The sequence below is a fragment of the Streptomyces sp. NPDC006487 genome (assembly GCF_042870555.1).
GTDB lineage: Bacteria > Actinomycetota > Actinomycetes > Streptomycetales > Streptomycetaceae > Streptomyces.
Genome location: NZ_JBIAHN010000039.1, coordinates 1 through 18,920, shown reverse-complemented (window position 1 = coordinate 18,920; position 18,920 = coordinate 1). Strand labels below are relative to the sequence as shown.

Here is an 18,920-nt window from a genome sequence, read left to right as displayed (position 1 = left end):
CCCAGATCAAGTGGACCCTGAACTACATGGACTCGCGGTACGGCAGCCCCGAGCACGCATGGTCCTTCTGGCAGAACCACGGCTGGTACTGACCGACGCCGCCACGCCCGCCTCCGGCGGAGCGCCCGGGCGGAACCCCGGCATTTGGGGGACCTCATGGAAGTGTCCCCACCGGAGCTCGTGGACGCCATGCCGGCCATGGCCCGGGCGCGCGAGGTGCGGGTAAGGGTGCTGCCGCCGAGGCTGATGGCCTACTTCATGCTCGCGCGGGCGTAGTTCTCCGGCGAGCCGTACCGGGAGGGCCCGCGGGCGCCGACCGAGGTGGTCCGGGGCGAAGACGGGTGGGGCGCCCGGCGGGTTCCGGACAGGGCGGCGGTCTTTCGCGCCCGTCGGAACCTTGGGGTGGAGACCCTGCGGGAACTGTTGCTCCATACCGGGACGGCAGTGGCCAACGAGGGGACGCCAGGTGCGTTCTGGCGGGTCTCGCGGTTGATGGCTGTCGTCGGCACGACGCGGTGGGCGTTGGACCGAGGCCGGGAGGGGCCCCACCGGATCATCGCTGGCCCGGGACGTGGTGCTGGTCGAGTCCGGAACTCTCCTCCACCGGCCTGAGAGTCCTGATCCCCGGAGCAGTGGTAAACCGCGGCGAACCCCTTGAGCCGGACCGCCTCTCCTTCGCCGCGGCCCTGCGGGAGCCCGCCGTTTCCTGTCCTGGCACTCAGGCCGGCCATGACCACCTCAGTCAACCCGGTAGGGCCGGGTCTTCCTGTGGGTGATGCCGGCCGCAGCCAGGGACTGCGTGAACTGCTTCGACTTGTAGCGGGAGCCGTTGTCGGTCAGAACGTGTGCGGCGTTGATGTCGCGGCGAGTGATGAAGGCCCTGGCTCGCGGCCAGAAGCCGGTGGCGGTCTCCTCGCTCTCGTCGGTGCCGGGATGTTGCGGCGCACTTGGGCGACGTACTTCCGTGCCTTGACGAGCTGCTTGTTGATGGTGATGACGCATGTGATTTCGATGGTTTGCTGGCCGGCGGATTTGCCGGTGATGCGCCCGATTCCCTGGTAGTTGAGGTGTTTGTGCTTGAAGTCGTCGTCCCTCAGAATGCTGTTGAGGCGTTCGAGGATCTTGCGACATTTCCGCCCGGTGCTCGCACTGTGCGTGGCGAGCGTTTCGAAGTGTTCCTTGAGGGCCTGCCATTGCTGATCGTCGCTCGGGCCGTCGGCCTTTTTGTGCTGCTCGATGGCGGCCCGCAAGGACGCTGCCGGGGCGATCGAGGTGTCGATCAGCTTTCCGATCCGCGCGAGGCTCGAGTTCACCGCCGCTGCCGCATCGGCCGCGTCTTCCAGGGTGAGTGAATCTGCCCCCTGCCTGATGATCCTGTCGTAGCTCTTGAAATCTCGGATCTGCCCTTCGGTGTCGAAGAGGAGGCCGCCCAGCTGGTGTTGAAGCTGATCTATGCTGTCGCTGTACGCAAGGAGTGCCCATTTGTTCATATTGTCTTTGGCGGCGTGGCTTTTGAGGGCGAAGAAGGGGCCCTCGATCCCCACGAGATCCTTGCGGATGCGCCTGACCAGCAGTTGCATCATCATCGCGTTGTACTTGACGGCGTCCGCGACCTTGGCCGCATGATCGTCGGGGAGGACCTTGTTCCCCCTGCGGAGGAACCCCTTCTTGAACTTGCCGGGCAGATTCGGCGCTTTGGCCACCTTGGGTACGAGGAGTGGCCGGCGAACCGGGAGGGGGTCGGACGTCGTCAGCGGGGCGGATGATCCCGGTGTGGTCGGTGCGGTCGCCGGGATCGTGCCGTCCTGCGGCCGGGTCGAGGGTCGAGAGGCGGCACTGGCGGCGGCAGTGCCGGCGGTTCCGGCCGGGCCTGCAGGCGACTCCTGCGCGACGTTCGCCCAGACGTAGTTGAACCACTGTCCCACCACCTGGGCCCAGTAGGACAGGTCCGTCTCCAGCGTGTCGATGTCATCGGACGGGATGAAATCCCGGCACTCCTGCATCAGGGATGTGATCTTCTGCAGGGTGTTGAGGAGGAGCTCGACGGCTTCGTAGGCGCGCTTCAGGTCGCTGTAGAGGATCCCCGAGGTCCCGTGCGCAGGATTCGAAAAATACTGCCGGACGAATTCCCAGGAGTCGGTTTTCTCTGCGACGCACCTTCTGACGAAAAGATTGTTGAAGTCCAGGGAGGCCTGGACGAGGTGGCGACAGGCCACCATTGCCTGCGGCATGTCCTGCGTCTTCTGGAAGTCCAGGACCGATTGCCAGGTCGCGGCACTGTAGAGGGTTTGTGAGAGATGCGCGTCCAGATCGCCCAGGAGGACGTTCCAGACCTTCGTGCCCCCTGCCGCGGGATGCGCCTCGTTCGCCAGTGTAATGATCTGCTCGCGCGCTGACGAGAGACCGTCGAAGTACTGCTGCTGTACTTCTGTGTACTTGTCGATGCAGTACTGCACCTTCACGTCTGCTCCTCCTACTCGGCGCGACGGGGTACGGGAGCGGGCCGGGACGCCGACGGGGCCGTGCGCAGGCGCCGTTCCCTGACGAGGGGGGCGGGGCCGGTGAGGGCGGGCAGCAGGTCGGCGGTGAGGACCACCTCCACGGTGGTGCGGGGGGCGAGACCCGCCGCGCCCCATACTCCGTCCGGGCTGCTGTGACCCTCGGGGGCGATGCCCAGGCGGGTCGGTGAACCGTGCCCCAGCGACCCGGTCAGGCAGGAGGCCGGCAGGGTCTGGTGCCCGGCCAGGAGTGCGAGCGCATCGCTGAGCAGGCGGGTCTCCTCCTCGGGGTCCTGAGTTGACCAGGCCCACAGCAGGTAGGAGAGCCGGAAGCGCCGGGCCGGTCCCCCCCGGGCGACCACCCGCCCCGCCTCATCGCGCACGTCGTACCAGTCGCCGCCCATTCCGGTCGGGATCTCCTCGATCCGGTGCAGGAACAGGCCCAGACCGGCCGGCCGCCGGTCCACCGCGGACCGCCAGTGGGCGGGCGATCCGGCGAGGACGAGCTCGCCTTCCGGCAGCAGGGGCTGCAACAGCCCGCGCAGGGATTCGGTGGCATCGCTGAGAATCATGCACCGAATTCTGTGCCACCCATCCTTTCTCCGTGACGGACGGACGGACAGACCGCCATGCCGATCCGGTGCCTTTTCAGGCTGCGCGTCGAGGCCTGCCCGAAGGGGCTTTTCCGGGGCCTTCGGGACACCCGTTCGCTTCTACTCCCGCCGCGCACCCCGGGCGATCGTATAAGCACGAGAAGCAAACGTTGGAGGACGAATTGCCCAGTTACCTGTCACCAGGCGTCTACGTCGAGGAAGTCCCGTCCGGGTCCAAGCCGATCGAAGGTGTGGGCACCGCCGTCTGCGCCTTCGTCGGGTTCACCGAGAAGGGACCGTTCAACGAGCCGACGCTCGTGACGAACTGGACCCAGTTCGCGCAGACCTTCGGCGAGTTCGCGGAGGAGTCCTACCTCGCGCACAGCGTGTACGGCTACTTCCTCAACGGCGGTGGCAGCGCGTACATCGTGCGCGTCGAAGCCACCGGAGGCGAGACCGAGCCCACGGCCGCCGCGGCCCTCCTGCACGACGCGCAGGGCGCCCCGGCACTGCTGGTCCGGGCCGCCCGGGCGGGCACGTCCGGCAACGGCCTGCGGATCGTGACCGAACCCACGCAGGACCGGGACGAGACCCTGTTCAAGCTCACCGTACTTCAGGACGGCCGGCCCGCGGAGACCTTCGACAAGCTCGCCCCGGCCAAGGCCGCGGCTGCGGTGAACCAGCGCTCCAAGCTCGTCCGCCTGGAGCAGGCGGGCGAGGCCGCGGGCGCTCCCGCATCGCAGGCGGTGCAGTGCGAGGGCGGCACGGACGCCGGCACCGCCCCCGCCACCCTCAACCCCGCGGTCCTCATCGGCGACGCCCTCGCCCGGACCGGCATCGCCTCGCTGGAAGCCGTCGACGAGGTGACCATGGTCGCCGTACCGGACGCCATGGCCGCCCTGGAATCCGGTCGCCTCGACCGGGAGGGAGCCAAGGCCGTCCAGCTCGCCGTCATCGCGCACTGCGAGCTGATGGCGGACCGCGTCGCGGTCCTGGACACCCCCGCCGGGCTCAACGCCCAGCAGGTCCGGGACTGGCGGGTGGACGAGGCCGGCTACGACTCCAAGTACGCCGCCCTGTACTGGCCGTGGGTCAAGGTGATGGACCCCGCTTCCGGCAAGCCCCGGTTCGTGCCGCCGAGCGGCCACATGGCCGGCATCTGGGCCCGCAGCGACGATACGCGCGGCGTTCACAAGGCACCCGCCAACGAGACCGTACGAGGCCCGCTCGCCCTCGAACTGGCGATCACCCGCCGCGAGCACGATCTGCTCAACCCGCTCGGCGTGAACTGCATCCGGGTCTTCCCGGGCCAGGGCATCCGGGTGTGGGGTGCCCGGACCCTCAGCAGCGACCCCGAGTGGCGCTATCTCAACGTCCGGCGCCTGTTCAACTTCGTCGAGACCTCCATCCTCCAGGGCACCAACTGGGTCGTGTTCGAGCCGAACGATCCCAAGCTGTGGGACTCGGTCAAGCGGACCATCACGATGTTCCTGCGCGGGGTCTGGCGCGACGGAGCGCTCTACGGGCGCACGCCCGACGACGCCTTCTACGTGAAGTGCGACGACGAGAACAACCCCGAGGACAGCAGGGACCGCGGCGTCCTGACCGTCGAGGTCGGCATCGCGGCCGTCAAGCCCGCCGAGTTCGTGGTCTTCCGCATCTCCCAGTACTCCGAAGGCGCCTCGCTGGACGAGTAGCACGGCCCGATCGACGGCTCCGCCGTGGCCGCGCCCGGTGCGGGGCCACGGCGGGCCGCCCTCTTTTACCACCCACGCGTACCAGCATGAAGGGAGACTGCCATGACGGCAGGACTCGGAGACCACGACGCTCTCACAGCGGCACGCTTCTCCATCACGATCGACGGACACGAGATCGCCTCGTTCTCCGAACTCTCCGGCATCACCACAGAGGTGGAGCCCGTCGACTACCTGTCCTCCAACGACAAGGAAGTCATCTTCAAGAAGCTGCCCGGCAAGGCGAAGCCGCCCACGGTCGTGCTGCGCCGCGGCAAGACCGGCGGCATGGAGCTGTGGGCCTGGCACCAGTCGGTGCTCGCCGGGAACATCACGACGGCCCGCCGCAGCTGCTCGCTGGTCATGTACAGCTTCGACGGCAAGCCGGTCGCCCGCTACTACCTCTTCAACGCCTGGCCCTCCAAGCTGGAGATCGGCGCGCTGAAGGCCGGTGCGACCGAGGTCCTCACGGAGACCACCACCCTCGTGTGCGAGAGCATCCAGCGGGTGTCGGCATGATCGACGGCCTGCGCACCGAGTACCCCTTCATCCTGCCCCGCGGCTACGTCGACCAGAGCGGCACGGTGCACCGCGAGGGCGTGATACGGCTGGCGACGGCCCGCGACGAGATCAGCCCGCAATCGGACGCCCGGGTCCGCGGCAACCCCGCCTACCTCACCGTCCTGCTGCTGGAGCGCACCGTCATCTCGCTCGGTGACCTGCCCGACGTCACCGGCTACGTGATCGAGAACCTCTTCGCCTCGGACCTGGCCTTCCTGCAGGACCTCTACAAGCGGATCAACCAGCAGGGGACCACCGAGGCCGCGGTGGCCTGTCCCGAGTGCAGCCACGAGTTCGCGGTGGACGTCTCCGGTGATGCCCCGGGGGAATGCTGACGTACGCAGCCGACCGCCTCTGGGAAGAGGCTGCGTACGTGGCGTACTACCTGCATTGGTCCCTGGAGACGGTGCTCGCGCTGGAGCACCCGGTCCGAGCCCGGATGGTCGAGGAGATCGGGAAGATCAACCGGCAGCTCTCGGAGGAGTGAGCGCTCCGGCGACGCCGACGGCACGGGCGGACCCGCTCACTGCGCCGGGCCGCCCCCCACCCCCACGGCCCGGGACCGCCGCGCCCCCCCACCTGGTCCCGGCCACCACCCCATGACCTGCGCCCCGCGCGGACGAGGAACGAGATGAACTGGCCCTTCCGCCGCCGCGGCGGCAGCTCCGCCGACGGGCAATCCGGCCCGGCCCAGGCCGCCGGCACCGCCGCCCCCGCTTCCGCTCGGGCGTCCGCGGGGGGTGCGCCGCCCGCGGACGGGCCCGCCGCATGGCGGCAGCTCCCCCCGCTCACCGGGCCGCTGACCGCCGCCCGGAGTACCCGCGGCCTCACCGCAGCGCCGCTCACCGACCAGACCGTGCGGGAGGCCGGCTCGATGCTGGCCACGGCCCCCGCCGCGGGGCGGACCAGTGCCGCCGGGGCCCCCGTGGGCCGGGTGGAGGGCCTCGCCAAGGCCGTACCCCTGCGTCACGTGGAAGCACGACGGCTCCCGGACACCGCCGCCCACGAACCCTTCGGCCCGGCCCACCTGGACACGGCCGGGGTGCCGCCCCTGTCCGCCACCCCGGCGGGCACCCCCGTGCCCGATGCGGTGCATCCCGCTCCCGTCCCGGCGGCGGACCTGCCCGCCCCTGTGGTGCGCCGGGCAGCCGTCGCGCCGACGGCGGCACCGGTCGCGGACCTCACCCGCGTCACCGAGGGCAGCGTCGGGGAGCCGCGCCCCGCCACCGTGTCGACACACCCCCCGACGTGGATGAACGTCGGGGCCGACACCGACCTCGCCTCGCTGCTGTTCCCGCTGCCCGGTGGCGTCCCCGTGTTCCCCCAGGCACCGACGGCCGACCCGGAGCCCGGACACGACCCGGGTGAGGGCCGCACGCACCGGGCACAGCGGCGCAACCTGGGGCAGAGCCGCCGCCTGGGGCTGGGCACGGCACTGTCCCACACCAGCCGTCCGGACGCCCCGGCAGAGGGGGAGGGCCGCCCGCCGCCGGCCGCCGAGACCTACCCGCCTCCGCCCGGCTCCGGCCCGCAGGCCGACCCGCCGACCAGCCCCGGCCCGGCGCCCGTCACCCCGGAACACCGCACCGAGCCGCCGGCCGCGCCCCCGCCGACCGCGCCCGGACCGGCCCAGGACACCGACCGCCCCGCCGGTCACCCCACTGCGGCCGACGACCGGCCGCGCCCCGCACTGCGCCACCGGGCCACCCGGCCCGCACCGCCCGCCGAGGCCCCGGCCGACCTGGCCCGCGCCGTCTCCGAGCTGCACGGCGTCGACGTCACGGGCACCCCGCTGCACACCGGCGAACACGCCACGCGCATGGCCCAGGACCTGTCCGCGAAGGCCTTCACCAAGAACGCGGAGGTCTACCTCCCGGACACCGCGTCCTCCCTGGACTCGGCCCGTACCCGCGGACTGATCGCCCACGAGCTGACCCACGTGGCGCAGCAGAAGCGGTACGGCGGCAGCCTGCCCCCCGAGGACTCACCGGCCGGCCGCGCCCTGGAGGCGGAGGCGATCTCGGCCGAGCGCTACTTCCGGGGGGATCCCGGCACGCCGGCGCCCCTCGTCCACCGCAGGCCGGTCACCTCGGGGCCCGACCCCGAGGAGATCCGGCGCATGATCGCCCAGATGGCGCCCGTGCTGCCGCCCGCCCCGGCCCCGCCGCCCGCACCGGACCCCGAACCGGAACCGGCTCCCGCTCCGGAACCGGCTCCCGCTCCGGAACCGGCGTACGCGGGCCCCGACGTGTCCTGGACCGCGGGGGCCGGACTGATGGACGGCGTCCAGCGGGCCTCCCGCGAGGAGATCGTGGAGGAGTACCTCAAGGAGCTCAACCACGCAAGGCGCCACAGCAACGACGGCCGGGCAGCCCTGACCGCTGCCGATGTCCTGAACAACACCGAACACCGGGAGATGGTGGACTTCCGCATGAAGCGGCAGTTCGGGAAGGGCACCCGCGAAGAGATCATCAACGAGTTCCTCGCCGAAAAGAACTACGAGCAGCGCCACAAGAACCCGGACGGGCCGCCCCTGACCGCCGCCAGCCTGCAGACCGACCTGGCCCTGCGGGAGGCGATCGAGTTCCGCCTGGACGAGGCGGCCCGGGAGGGCCGGCTCATCCCGGACGACAACGACGACCACATCGTCGAGAAGCAGGACTTCCACTGGCTCAAGGGCCAGCTAGGCCTGAACGTCGTCCAGGGGCTGGCCTCGGGCTTCGGCGTCAACCTCGACAGCAAGCGACGGGGCCAGGTGCGCGATTTCTTCGCGGGCCGCTCCCCGGCCGCCGGTGCGGACTCCGAGGACGACGGAGTGTTCAGCCCCGTGGGCACGCCGTCGTCACACCGGCCCCCGGAGCCGGCGGCCGCCCCGGCGACAGGACAGCCGAAGGGCAAGGGGACCGCAGCCCCCGCGCAACCCTCCGTTAAGACGCCCGGCGCGAACATGGGGACATCGGCTCCCGTGGCCGGCCCCGGGACGACAGACAGGCAGCCTCCTTCGACGCAGGCTTTCACGCCGTCCATCGGGCCGTCGGGAGACGAGTCCGGGCAGGAGCAGTCCGCGAACGCGGCCGGCGCGGGCATCGACCTCTGGAAGGAGGTCAAGAGCTCGCTGTGGACGGCGGCGACGACCGGCTTCCTCCACCCGCCCGCCCCGGCGGATGAAGAGGAGACGAAGGCGGCGGACGAAGCGGCCGGCAAGGACACCTTGGACGGTGCCGGCCGGGCGGTCTTCGAGGTCGACGCCCTCGGCGAAGACCAGCTGGACGACCTGGCGCACCGCCTCTACGGCAGGGTGCGCGACAAGTGGAACAGCGATCAGCGCCGCGCGTCGGCCGTGCATCGTGAGCGCAACGGAACCAAGTACAAGTAGGAGATCCTGGCATGCCCCTGAACGACAACAGTACTCTCGCACTCGCCAACCGGTTCTCGGTCACCGTGGACGGCGGCGCCTACGATCTTGGCAGCTGGGCCCAGGTTCAGGGCCTGGACGTGCAGTGGAAGATGGCGGACTACCGCGCCGGTGATGCAGGCAACGACCGGTGGTACTTCCCCGGCTTCACCGAATACACCCCGCTGAAACTCACCAGGGCTGCCTGCTCGGACTCGGAGCTGGTCAAAAAGTGGCTGTCGGAGAACTCCTTCGCCAGCAAGGGCTACCCCGGCGAGATCATCCTGATGGGACCTGACAACGTCAAGGTGATCTCGTGGAACATGCGCCGGATCATCCCGGTCAAGTGGTCGATCACCAGTTTCGAGGCCGGCCAGAGCAAGGTCGCGCTGGAGACGCTCGAACTCCAGCACCTCGGATTCCTCGACGACGACAAGAAGGCGTAGGCCGTGGCCCTGCCGGAAATTGGGATACCCGGAGGCCCCGAGCGCGGGTCGGGCGAACGCTGGGCCAAGGGCGCGTGGCACGTGGACAAGGCCGTGTTCGGCATGGCCATGCGGTTCAAAGTGACGGTGGACGCCTTCGGCGACCTCGGGTACTGGTCCTCGTGCCGCGGTCTGAACGTCTCCTTCGAACACGAGGAGATCGAGTGCGGCGGCAACTACGAGAACGTGGTCCTGCTGCCCAAGCGGCTGAAGTACGGCTCGATCACCCTGCAGCGGGCCGTGCAGAGGGACGACTCGAAGAAGGTCGAGACCTGGCTGCGCCAGGTGACAAAGGACTGGTACGGCTACGAGTTCGGGGAGAAGGAGTACCAGGGCACCGGCATGAAGGTCGAGCTGATGGACGCCCACAACCGCCTCGTCTACGAGTGGCAGCTGCGCAGCGTCTTCCCCAAGGGCTGGAAGGGGCCGGACCTGGACGCCGACACCAACAAGATCGCGCTGGAATCACTCGAACTCGCCCACCAGGGGTTCCTGTAGGAGTCGGTCATGACGAACACCACTGCGGTACTGATCTGTTCGGAACCACCGATGCCGGGCGCGGTCCCGTTCCTGTTCAACCCCGACAAGATCACGATGAGCCGTGAGGTCGCCTACCGCTCGCACGGCAGCAGCTCCCAGAACGGCAACAAGAACGGCGAGACGGGAACCTCCTTCCAGCGCGCCGAGGCCCTGAAGATCAACGTGAGTGACGTGGTCTTCTCGGGTTCGCAGACCAAGGAACTGTGCGACCAGCTGCTCAACTGGATGAGCCCCGGCTCGGGAGCACTGGGCCAGGTAGCCGGGGCCGCGGCCCTGGCCAAGGGCGGATCCCTCGTCAAGGCGGGCGTGATCGATGCCGGGGCCGTCAATCGGCTTCCCGTCGTCAGGTTCATCTACGGCCCCCCCATGCAGGGCTTCTGCTACAACGTCGTGCTGCTCAGCGTGTCGATCAGCTACACGCGCTTCAGCCAGGCCGGAGTGCCGATCCGGGCCCGCGCCACCATCAGCATGAAGGAGCAGCCCAGCCTGCTGGGCACCATCCCCACCAACCCGACCTCGGGCGGTCTGCCCGGCCGGCGCAGCTACACCGTCACCGAGGGCGAGGATCTCGTGAACCTCGCGATGACCCAGTACGGGAGCGCCTCCCACTGGCGCCGGCTCGCCGACGCCAACGCCATCGACGACCCCCTGCGCATGCGTCCGGGGACCACCGTTTACCTGCCCAGCCCGCACGAACTCGACTGACCGCCCGGAGGAACCGTGTCCGCTTTCAAGCCGTCGGCCGCCGTGCCCGGGACGGCCTCCCCCGTCACCAGCCCGGCCACGGTGCGCGCCATCGTCAAGGCGGGTGCGCTCTCCCCGCAACCGCTCTCCGCCCAGCTCGAACAGATGGTCATCAGGGTGGTGGTCGACACGCATCGTCACCTGCCCGACATGTTCGAGATCACCTTCGAGGACGAGGCGGGCCTGGCGGCACAGGAGCTGACGGTCGGTCACCAGGTGGAGATCCGCAGCGGGGCGGACCCGCTGAGCAGCCCCCCGCTGATCCGCGGCGAGATCACCTCCCTGGAGGCGGTCTGCGAGGACATGATGACGTACGTAGTCGTCCGCGGGTACGACCTCTCCCACGTCCTCCAACGGGCCCGCCGGACCCGCACCTACGTCAACACCAAGGACTCCGACATCGCCCGCCGGATCGCGGCGGAGGCGAAGCTGGAGATCGGGGCCGTCGACGACACGAAGTACGTGCACCGCCACCTCGTGCAGATCGCCCAGACCGACTGGGACTTCCTCCAGGCCCGCGCCCGGGCCAACGGCTTCGAGGTCGGCGTCACGGGGAAGAAGTTCCACTTCGGCCGGGCCCCCGGAGCGGCCGCACCCGCCGCCGGGAAGAAACCGTCCGGCCTCTCCGGCACGCTCGACGCCGCGGCCTCGGCCGCCGGGGCGGGCGCACCGCCCGTCCTCACCTTCAGGGACAATCTCATCTCCTTCCTGCCCCGGCTGTCGGCGCCGCAAGCCCTTCCCACCCAGGTGGAGGTGCGCACGTGGGACGAGGAGCGCACCGATGTGGTGGTAGCCACCGCGCCGGTGCAGCCCGTCACTCCGGGTCCCGCGGCGGGCAAGGGCGCGGCCGCCGCCCTCGCGGGCGGCCTCCCCGGCGCCGGCAAGCTGGGCGGGCTCACCGGTGCTCAGGACGCCTACCTGCTCGTGGACCGCCCGGTCGGCGCCGGCGCCGACATCGCCGTGGCGGCCGAGGCGCTCGCGATGGGCGTCGCCGAACGGGTCGGCGCCGCGTCCGCGGAGGCGGAGGGGCGGTCTTTCGGCGACAGCGCCATTCAGGCGGGCCGGACGGTCCAGGTCGAGGGGGTGCCGAAGCCGTTCTGCGGGGACTGGGCCGTCACCAACGCACGGCACACCTTCTGCGAGGACGAGGGCGGCTACTACACCGAGTTCTTCGTCACCGGCGGCGACGACCGCTCCCTTCCCGGCGCGGCGCCCGCCCGTGACGACGACGCCGACCGGCGGGCCCGCGGCATGATGTGCGGCATCGTCACCAGTGTCGCCGATCCCACCGGCCGCAACCGCGTGAAGCTGCGGCTGCCCCTGCTGGCCCCGGACTTCGAGACCGACTGGGTGCGCGTGGTGCAGCCCGGCGGCAACAAGGGCGCCGTCATGTTCGTGCCCGAGGTCGGGGACGAGGTCCTCGTGGCCTTCGAGTGGGACGACGTCAACCGGCCGGTCGTCATCGGCGGCATGCGCAACGGCGCCAGCACCCTGGCGCTGGGCGGCCCCGCAGTCGAGCGCAAGGGCGAGACGGCCTCGGTCATGCGCCGCGGCCTGGTCAGCAGCAGCGGCAGCAGGCTCGCCTTCGTCGAGATCCCGCCCAACCGCTCCCCGCTGATGGAGCAGTCCGCCATCGTCCTGGCCACCCAGGCGAACGACATGGGTCTGACCATCGACAAGACCACCGGCCAGGTCCAGCTCCTGTGCAAGCCGCAGACCGGCAAGGGCAAGAACCGGGGCGCCGTCGTCATCACCACGGACGGCAGCGGCACCGTGACCATCGACGCCGGCCCCAAGGGCGCGGTCAACGTGACCGGCGCCGACATCAGCGTCAACGCCTCCAAGAAGCTGTCGCTGCAGAGCAACGGCGAGCTGGAGATCAAGGGCGCCAAGGTCAAGGTCACCGGTACGACGATCGACCTGAACTGACACGGAGACAGGAGACACCATGACGGCGAACAAGGCCGACGATTTCATAGGCGCCGGATGGGCCTTCCCGATGGGAGTCGGCGCCACCGGCGGCATCGCCCTGGTGCGGGGCGAGACGGAGCTCGAACAGGCGATGAAGATGATCCTGTCGACCTACCCGGGGGAGCGCCCCATGCGACCGGGCTTCGGCTGCAGGCTGCGTGACTACGTCTTCCGGGACACGGGCTACCAGACCATGGCCATGCTTGCCGAGGAGGTCCGTACCTCACTGATCAGTTGGGAGCCGCGGGTCGACGTCGAGGGGGTGCGGGCCACCAGCGACCCGGACGACCCGAGCCTCGTCTACATCGACGTGATGTACCACGTCAAGGCGACCAACGACCGCCGGAACCTGGTGTTCCCGTTCTACTCGATCCCGGATGAGGAAGAGGACTACTGATGGCGCTCCCGTCACCTGACCTTGATGACCGCCGGTTCCAGGACCTGGTGGACGACGCCAAGCGCATGGTGATGCGCCGTTGTCCCGAATGGACGGACCACAACGTCTCGGACCCCGGCGTCACGCTCATCGAGACCTTCGCGTTCATGACGGACCAGCTGCTGTTCCGGCTGAACCGCGTTCCCGACCGCATGTACGTGAAGTTCCTCGAACTCCTCGGCGCCAGGCTGCTGCCGCCGGTACCGGCCCAGGCGCCGGTCACCTTCTGGCTGTCGGCGCCGCCCACCACGGCCGTGTCCGTGCCGGCGGGGACGAACGTCGCGACCCTGCGCACGGAGACCGAGCACTCCGTGGTCTTCGCCACCCGCAACGAACTGCGCCTGCCGCCGGCGGGACTGCAGCACCTCATGACCCTGGAACGGGAATCCGGCACCCTGCTCGCCCGCGACGAGCAGCACCGTCTCCGCCTCGGCTTCCCCGCATTCGGCGCGCAGAGCCCGGCCGTGGACGACTGCCTCCTGGTGGGCCTGACCGACGCGGTGCCGCGGGCACTGGTCAGTCTGGACTTCACCTGCAGCATCCAGGGCGTGGGCGTCGACCCGAACCACCCGCCCCTGGTGTGGGAGGCGTGGGACGGGGACGACTGGCAGGCGTGCCGGGTGGACACCGACGGCACCGGCGGCCTGAACCGCCCGGGCTCCATCGTGCTCCAGGTACCGGCCGGGCACCACACCAGCATCCTCGACGGCAGGCGCGCGGGCTGGCTCCGCGCCCGGGTGACCACGCCTCCGAAGAACTGCCCCGCGTACACCGCCTCTCCCGTCGTCGACGCGATGGACGTGTCGGTGATCGGGGGAACGGTGGATGCGGTGCACGCCGAGATCATCCACGACGACGACCTGGGCGTCTCCGACGGCACGGGCAACCAGCGGTTCCAGGCCTCGCACGCACCCATCCTGGCGACGGCCGTGCCGGCCGTCGTCCAGGTCAGCGGCGAAGAGGGGTGGACCCGGTGGACGGAAGTGGACCACTTCGCCGACAGCGGTGCCGAGGACCTGCACTACGTCATCGACAGCACGCACGGGACGGTCTCCTTCGGCCCGATGGTGCGCCAGCCCGACGGAACGATGCGCCGTTACGGCGCGGTACCCCCGAAGGACTGCGTGGTGCGCCTGAGCCGGTACGCCACCGGCGGTGGTGCGGTGGGCAACGTCGGTCAGGGCGCCATCCAGACCCTGAAGTCCTCCATCCCCTTCATCGCCCGCGTGGAGAACCTCCTTCCCGCCACGGGAGGCGTCGACGGCGAGACCGTCGAGGAGGCCAAGTCCCGTGCCCCGATGCTGATGCACACCCGGGGGCGGGCGGTGACCGCCGAGGACTTCGAGGTCATCACCCGGGAGGTGGCCCCGGAGCTCGCGCGGGTGCGCTGCCTGACGGCGCAGGAGTCCGGGCTGCCGGCCGGTACGGTGAAGATCCTTGTGGTGCCCGGTCTGCCCGACGAGCCGGGCCAGGCCCGCTTCGCCGCCCTCAAGCCGCGGCAGACGACGCTGGACACCGTGACCGCACGACTGGAGGAGCGCCGGCTCGTCGGCACCACCGTCCTGGTGGAACCGCCCCTGTACCGGGGCGTGACGGCCGTGGCCCGGCTGCGCTCAGTACCGGGCGCCAAGGCGGACCGGGTCACCGACGACGCGCTGGCGGCCCTCTACCGCTACCTCAATCCGGTGACCGGTGGTCCCGATGGCACCGGCTGGCCCTTCGGCCGCCCCGTGCAGTCCGGCGACCTCTACGCCGTCCTCCAGCAGGTCGACGGAGTGGCGATCGTCGAAGAGGTCCGGCTGTTCAACGCCAATCCCGTCACCGGGGCGCGCGGCGAGGAGACCGACCGGGTCACCCTCGACCGGGACAGCCTGATCTTCTCCTTCGAGCACCAGGTCCTCGTGGAAGGGAGCGGGGCATGAGGGGGACGGTCACCGATCTGGTCACCCCGTATCCGATCGGCAGCTACCTGCCGGCCGTCTACCAGGAGGACCTCTTCGCCCAGCGGTTCACCGCCGGCCTCGACGACGTGCTCGCGCCGGCGGTCGCCGTCCTCGACTCGCTGGAGGCGTACGCGGACCCGGACATCACGCCGGTGGACTTCCTGCCCTGGCTGGCGGGCTGGCTGGGCGTCACGGTGGAGGAGACGCTCCCGGAAGCCGCCCGGCGGGCTCGCGTCAAGCACGCGGCGGAGTCCTTCGTGGTCCGCGGGACCCTGGGCGGCCTTCGCAACGCCCTGCACACGCTGACGGGCGAGTGGGTGGAGGTGCGCGATAGCGGCGGGGTGCGCTGTTCGGACCGGGCAGGGGGCTGCGACGCCTCGGTGGCAGAGCCGGCGGTCGTCGTCAGTCTGCCGCGGGCACTCCTGGCGCACCGGGAAGCGGTGGAGACACTGGTCGCGAGTGCCGTGCCGGCACACGTTTACAGTGCGGTGGAGCTCTCGGACCATGACCACCTGTCGTAAGTGCGGGTTCAACAACGGCGCGACCGACGCGTTCTGCGGTTCGTGCGGCTCCTTCCTGGAGTGGACCGGCAAGAAGCAGAAGATAGACCTGCCCGACGACCTGCGGGAGGAAGCCAAGCAGCAGGCCCAGGGCCCCCCGCCGTCGGCGCTGGCGCGGCTGCAGCAGGGCCTGTACGTCGATGTCGGAAGCCGCGAGGCCCTACCGGGCCGGAGCGGACCGGCCGGTGTTCCCGGCATGGGCATGGGCATGGGCGGCATGGGCATGGGGCCCCCCGGGATGGGCGGCCCTCCTGGCTTCGGCGGTCCGCCGGGCATGGGCGGTCCGCCGGGCATGGGCGGTGCGCCGGGCATGGGCGGTCCGCCGGGCATCGGGGGCCGTCCTGGAATGGGGCGACCCGCCGATGACGACGAGGACGAGGACGAGGACGACAAATTCTTCGCGTCCCTGCTCAAGAAGGGGGACGGCCCCGGGGACACGACTGCGCCTGGGGACGATGACGATGACGAAGATGACGACGACGATGACGACTGGCTCGCCGACCTTCTGAAGCAGGACAAGGAGGACGAGGGGGGCGGCGAAGACGAAGACGAGGACGAAGACGACGCGGAGGTCAAGGAGAAGGGCGAGGACGATGACGACGACTGGCTTGCCGACCTGTTGAAGGACGACGAGGACCAGCAAGAGGACGAGGAGGACGACTGGCTCGCCGACTTGTTGAAGGACGATGAAGAGGACGACGAAGAGGACGGCAAGGAAAAGGACGACGAAGACGACGACGTAGAGAACGGCAAGGAAAAGGACGAGGACGAGGACGAGGACGCTGAGAGGGGCGAGGACGAGGAGGGCGACTGGCTGGCCGACTTGTTGAAGGACGACGAGGACGACTGGCTCGCCGACTTGTTGAAGGACGACGAGGACGAAAACGACGACGAGGACGACGACGAGGACGAGGACGGCGAGGAGGACGAGGACGAGGACGAGGAACCCGGCCTTGTCGCACCTGCCGAGCCCGAAGCCCGCCGGTCCGTGCCCCAACGGCAAAGGGCCAGCCGCTCGGCGATGCCCGGCGACCTCGTCTGCACCGAGTGCGGCGAGAACAACGACGAAGAGCGGAAGTTCTGCAGCAGGTGCGGCTCGTCGTTGGACGAGGCCGAACTGGCGACCCTGCCGTGGTGGCCGCGTCTGCTGGCCAGGATCCGCCCCGGTCCGGCTGTTTTGGAGGCCGGCCAGCGGCCCGGACAGGCAGGTGTGCGCGACAAGCGGCGCTTCAGTCCGACCTCGCTCATGGGGCCCGTTCGACTCGTGGGCAGCGTCGCGCTGCTCACGGTGACCACGCTCTACATGGTTCACGAGCCTTTCCGCGACGGGGCAAAGTCCCAGGCGATCCAGGCGCAGACGAGACTCAAGGCGACGATCAAACCCGAATTCCAGCCACGCAATCCGGTGGGGGTGGAGGACCTTCCGGGGTCCAGCGCTCCCGACCATCCGGGATCCCTCGCCTTCGACAACTTCTCGGACACCTTCTGGCTGACGTCGGGGAAGAACAGCCCGGGAGTCGCGCTCACGTTTGACGAGCCGGTGGATCTGACGCACCTGGTGGTGAGGAACGGGACGCCGTCCGACTTCAAGTCGTATGACCGTGCCCGGGAACTGGAGATCGAGTACTCCAACGGCGAGAAGGAGAAGGTCCCGTTGAAGGACACGGCGGAAGAGCAGTCGATGAAACTGGCCCTGCACGGCAAGACGAAGTGGGTGAAGGTACGGGTCGTGAGCGCCTTCGGTGATCGGCCGGGCAACACGGTCGCCGTGTCCGAAGTCGAATTCTTCAGCACGGTCCGCGGTTACCTGTTCTGAGGCGGCCGCGGCGCGCGTTTGCCCTGCCCGGGCCGAAGGCGGTGCAGCCGGTTGCTCTCGGGTACCACTCGGGACGAGGAGGAGCAGGCCGCGCGCGTGGTCGTGGCGGATCGGTCCCGGGACGCCGGTGACCGCGCGGCCCACCTCAAGATCCTGGGTTTGTTCCCGGAGCCGCCCGCCCCGGAGCCGGAGGGTCGCATCCACCTCCTGCTCCCGCTGCTGGACGGGAAGCACGCTTCCGGTTGGGTGTGACTACGCCGGCCGTCCGCACCGGGACCGTCCGGACGGTGCGCCGACTCGCCGATGCAGGCCTCTGCCCGCGGACGTAGCGTCGAACTCGTGACGGAAGGAGAAACCGTGCAGGGACAAGAACCGATCGGCTCCGCCTTCGGCGCGCGCAGCACGGCCGCGCAGGTACTGGCGGGCAGGGATCTCACTGGCACCATCGCCGTGGTGACCGGCGGCGGCTCCGGCCTGGGCCTGGAAACGGTGCGTGCCCTCGTGGGCGCCGGGGCGGCGGTCGTCGCGGCGGTCCGCAGGCCGGAGGCCGCCGAGGCGGAGCTCCGGGGCGTCGGGCCGGTGGAGGTGCGTGAGCTGGACCTGGCGGACCAGGAGAGCGTGCGGGTCTTCGCGGACGGGCTTCTGGCCACCGGACGGAGCATCGATCTGTTGTTCGATAACGCTGGGGTGATGGCGCTGCCCGAGACGAGGGTGGGTCCGGGCTGGGAGGCGCATTTCGCGACCAATCATCTTGGGCACCATGCGCTGGTCAACCGGTTGTGGCCGGCGCTGGTGGCGGGCGCGGGGGCACGTGTGGTCGCGCTGTCCTCGTCGGCGCATCGGATGTCGGCGATGCGGTGGGACGACGTCATGTTCCGGTCCGGGTATGACAGGGCGGCGGCGTACGGCCAGTCGAAGACGGCGTGCGCTCTGTTCGCGGTCCACCTCGATGCGCTCGGCCGCGAGCACGGGGTACGGGCGTTCGCCGTGGACCCGGGCGGGATCATGACGCCCCTGCAGCGACACATGACGCGCGAGGAGATGATCGCCTTCGGGTGGATCGATGAGGCGGGCAACGTGGCCCCCGGGTTCAAGACCCCCGAGCAAGGGGCTGCCACGCAGGTCTGGGCGGCGACGTCGCCGCAGCTGGGCGGCATCGGCGGCCTGTACCTGGAAGACTGCGAGGTCGCCGCCCTGTCGACGGACGATTCGCCTGGGGTGCGCCCCCATGCGGTCGACCCGCAGGAGGCGGCCCGGCTGTGGGAGCTGTCCGCGGAGCTGACCGGAGTGGATTCGGGAGATGTCCGGCCATGAGCCGAGGGGGAAGCCGCGTCATCGGGGACTGGACCGACGACGCTGCCTGCAGCCGGATGGACGTGGAGGTCTTCTACGTGCGAGGCGCGATCTTGTCGGCACCCGCCCTCGCGGCGTGCCGGGCGTGCCCGGTACGCGATGCGTGCCGGGAGCACGCAGAATCGAACAACGAGTCGTACGGGATCTGGGGCGGTCTGACCGCGCGGCAGCGCGGCTGGCCCTGACCTGCGGGCCTTTCGCCGGGCCGCGAGGGGGTTGCGCGACTATCCTCGGAGGGTGAGTAGCGGGAACGGCGGCGGAACCTCTTGAGTTCGGGGTGATCCCTTCATGAC

The 18,920-nt window shown here is 70.0% G+C and carries 19 protein-coding genes and 1 pseudogene; 18 read left to right on the top strand and 2 right to left on the bottom strand.

Annotation, left to right across the window (positions count from 1 at the left end):
* Positions 1-92, top strand: a pseudogene (locus ACFYM0_RS37630) (lytic transglycosylase domain-containing protein); the annotation flags it as partial.
* 52 nt (positions 93-144) lie between these two features.
* Positions 145-276, top strand: a complete 132-nt coding sequence (locus ACFYM0_RS37625) for a transposase domain-containing protein (RefSeq protein WP_388510168.1) — start codon at positions 145-147, stop codon at positions 274-276.
* A gap of 560 nt (positions 277-836) precedes the next feature.
* Here the strand turns inward: ACFYM0_RS37625 and ACFYM0_RS37620 are convergent.
* Both ACFYM0_RS37620 and ACFYM0_RS37615 read right to left on the bottom strand, forming a co-directional pair.
* Positions 837-2,462: a hypothetical protein gene (locus ACFYM0_RS37620; protein WP_388510165.1), complete on the bottom strand. Its 1,626-nt coding sequence runs from the start codon at positions 2,460-2,462 to the stop codon at positions 837-839.
* A gap of 11 nt (positions 2,463-2,473) precedes the next feature.
* Complete coding sequence (locus tag ACFYM0_RS37615) at positions 2,474-3,070, bottom strand: Pvc16 family protein (RefSeq protein ID WP_388510162.1); 597 nt, start codon at positions 3,068-3,070, stop codon at positions 2,474-2,476.
* A gap of 203 nt (positions 3,071-3,273) precedes the next feature.
* Here ACFYM0_RS37615 and ACFYM0_RS37610 point away from each other — a divergent pair, with 203 nt between their 5' ends.
* From ACFYM0_RS37610 to ACFYM0_RS37535, 16 genes are all read left to right on the top strand, one after another.
* Positions 3,274-4,788, top strand: coding sequence for a phage tail sheath family protein (locus ACFYM0_RS37610; protein WP_388510171.1), 1,515 nt, complete (start codon positions 3,274-3,276; stop codon positions 4,786-4,788).
* A gap of 102 nt (positions 4,789-4,890) precedes the next feature.
* Complete coding sequence (locus tag ACFYM0_RS37605) at positions 4,891-5,343, top strand: phage tail protein (protein ID WP_365046740.1); 453 nt, start codon at positions 4,891-4,893, stop codon at positions 5,341-5,343.
* The gene (locus ACFYM0_RS37600) at positions 5,340-5,720 is read left to right on the top strand and encodes a hypothetical protein (RefSeq protein WP_388510158.1); all 381 of its coding nucleotides are present in this window, start codon (positions 5,340-5,342) and stop codon (positions 5,718-5,720) included. The genes ACFYM0_RS37605 and ACFYM0_RS37600 overlap by 4 nt, the downstream gene beginning before the upstream one ends.
* Positions 5,714-5,872: a DUF6760 family protein gene (locus ACFYM0_RS37595; RefSeq protein WP_388510156.1), complete on the top strand. Its 159-nt coding sequence runs from the start codon at positions 5,714-5,716 to the stop codon at positions 5,870-5,872. The genes ACFYM0_RS37600 and ACFYM0_RS37595 overlap by 7 nt, the downstream gene beginning before the upstream one ends.
* A 144-nt stretch (positions 5,873-6,016) precedes the next feature.
* The gene (locus ACFYM0_RS37590) at positions 6,017-8,761 is read left to right on the top strand and encodes a DUF4157 domain-containing protein (RefSeq protein WP_388510153.1); all 2,745 of its coding nucleotides are present in this window, start codon (positions 6,017-6,019) and stop codon (positions 8,759-8,761) included.
* 11 nt (positions 8,762-8,772) lie between these two features.
* The gene (locus ACFYM0_RS37585; protein WP_388510150.1) at positions 8,773-9,225 is read left to right on the top strand and encodes a phage tail protein; all 453 of its coding nucleotides are present in this window, start codon (positions 8,773-8,775) and stop codon (positions 9,223-9,225) included.
* 3 nt (positions 9,226-9,228) lie between these two features.
* Positions 9,229-9,762, top strand: a complete 534-nt coding sequence (locus ACFYM0_RS37580; RefSeq protein WP_388510148.1) for a phage tail protein — start codon at positions 9,229-9,231, stop codon at positions 9,760-9,762.
* A 9-nt stretch (positions 9,763-9,771) separates the two neighbouring features.
* Positions 9,772-10,509 (top strand): LysM peptidoglycan-binding domain-containing protein, encoded by a 738-nt coding sequence (locus ACFYM0_RS37575; RefSeq protein ID WP_388510145.1) that lies wholly within the window; start codon positions 9,772-9,774, stop codon positions 10,507-10,509.
* Positions 10,510-10,524: 15 nt separating this feature from the next.
* Entirely contained in the window at positions 10,525-12,477 is a 1,953-nt protein-coding gene (locus tag ACFYM0_RS37570) for a VgrG-related protein (protein ID WP_388510142.1), read from the top strand.
* Between the two features lie 19 nt (positions 12,478-12,496).
* Entirely contained in the window at positions 12,497-12,916 is a 420-nt protein-coding gene (locus ACFYM0_RS37565; protein ID WP_388510139.1) for a GPW/gp25 family protein, read from the top strand.
* On the top strand, positions 12,916-14,877 hold the full coding sequence (locus ACFYM0_RS37560) for a putative baseplate assembly protein (protein WP_388510136.1): 1,962 nt from the start codon (positions 12,916-12,918) through the stop codon (positions 14,875-14,877). Before ACFYM0_RS37565 ends, ACFYM0_RS37560 begins: the two co-directional genes overlap by 1 nt.
* The gene (locus ACFYM0_RS37555) at positions 14,874-15,419 is read left to right on the top strand and encodes a phage tail protein (protein ID WP_388510133.1); all 546 of its coding nucleotides are present in this window, start codon (positions 14,874-14,876) and stop codon (positions 15,417-15,419) included. The genes ACFYM0_RS37560 and ACFYM0_RS37555 overlap by 4 nt, the downstream gene beginning before the upstream one ends.
* The gene (locus tag ACFYM0_RS37550) at positions 15,403-17,274 is read left to right on the top strand and encodes an NADase-type glycan-binding domain-containing protein (protein WP_388510130.1); all 1,872 of its coding nucleotides are present in this window, start codon (positions 15,403-15,405) and stop codon (positions 17,272-17,274) included. The genes ACFYM0_RS37555 and ACFYM0_RS37550 overlap by 17 nt, the downstream gene beginning before the upstream one ends.
* A 51-nt stretch (positions 17,275-17,325) precedes the next feature.
* Positions 17,326-17,526 (top strand): hypothetical protein, encoded by a 201-nt coding sequence (locus ACFYM0_RS37545; protein WP_388510127.1) that lies wholly within the window; start codon positions 17,326-17,328, stop codon positions 17,524-17,526.
* Positions 17,527-17,613: 87 nt separating this feature from the next.
* On the top strand, positions 17,614-18,588 hold the full coding sequence (locus ACFYM0_RS37540) for an oxidoreductase (RefSeq protein WP_388510124.1): 975 nt from the start codon (positions 17,614-17,616) through the stop codon (positions 18,586-18,588).
* Positions 18,585-18,812 carry a WhiB family transcriptional regulator gene (locus tag ACFYM0_RS37535; RefSeq protein WP_388510121.1) on the top strand — a complete coding sequence of 76 codons (228 nt, stop codon included), beginning with the start codon at positions 18,585-18,587 and terminating at the stop codon, positions 18,810-18,812. The genes ACFYM0_RS37540 and ACFYM0_RS37535 overlap by 4 nt, the downstream gene beginning before the upstream one ends.
* The last annotated feature ends 108 nt before the right edge of the window (positions 18,813-18,920 follow it).

What these genes read in the sequence shown, in the direction of transcription:
- ACFYM0_RS37600 (WP_388510158.1), top strand. Translation starts at nt 5,340, where the DNA reads ATGATCGACGGCCTGCGCACCGAGTACCCCTTCATCCTGCCCCGCGGC.
- ACFYM0_RS37560 (WP_388510136.1), top strand. Translation starts at nt 12,916, where the DNA reads ATGGCGCTCCCGTCACCTGACCTTGATGACCGCCGGTTCCAGGACCTG.
- ACFYM0_RS37615 (WP_388510162.1), bottom strand. Translation starts at nt 3,070, where the DNA reads ATGATTCTCAGCGATGCCACCGAATCCCTGCGCGGGCTGTTGCAGCCC.
- ACFYM0_RS37595 (WP_388510156.1), top strand. Translation starts at nt 5,714, where the DNA reads ATGCTGACGTACGCAGCCGACCGCCTCTGGGAAGAGGCTGCGTACGTG.
- ACFYM0_RS37605 (WP_365046740.1), top strand. Translation starts at nt 4,891, where the DNA reads ATGACGGCAGGACTCGGAGACCACGACGCTCTCACAGCGGCACGCTTC.
- ACFYM0_RS37585 (WP_388510150.1), top strand. Translation starts at nt 8,773, where the DNA reads ATGCCCCTGAACGACAACAGTACTCTCGCACTCGCCAACCGGTTCTCG.
- ACFYM0_RS37555 (WP_388510133.1), top strand. Translation starts at nt 14,874, where the DNA reads ATGAGGGGGACGGTCACCGATCTGGTCACCCCGTATCCGATCGGCAGC.
- ACFYM0_RS37550 (WP_388510130.1), top strand. Translation starts at nt 15,403, where the DNA reads ATGACCACCTGTCGTAAGTGCGGGTTCAACAACGGCGCGACCGACGCG.
- ACFYM0_RS37535 (WP_388510121.1), top strand. Translation starts at nt 18,585, where the DNA reads ATGAGCCGAGGGGGAAGCCGCGTCATCGGGGACTGGACCGACGACGCT.
- ACFYM0_RS37590 (WP_388510153.1), top strand. Translation starts at nt 6,017, where the DNA reads ATGAACTGGCCCTTCCGCCGCCGCGGCGGCAGCTCCGCCGACGGGCAA.
- ACFYM0_RS37565 (WP_388510139.1), top strand. Translation starts at nt 12,497, where the DNA reads ATGACGGCGAACAAGGCCGACGATTTCATAGGCGCCGGATGGGCCTTC.
- ACFYM0_RS37575 (WP_388510145.1), top strand. Translation starts at nt 9,772, where the DNA reads ATGACGAACACCACTGCGGTACTGATCTGTTCGGAACCACCGATGCCG.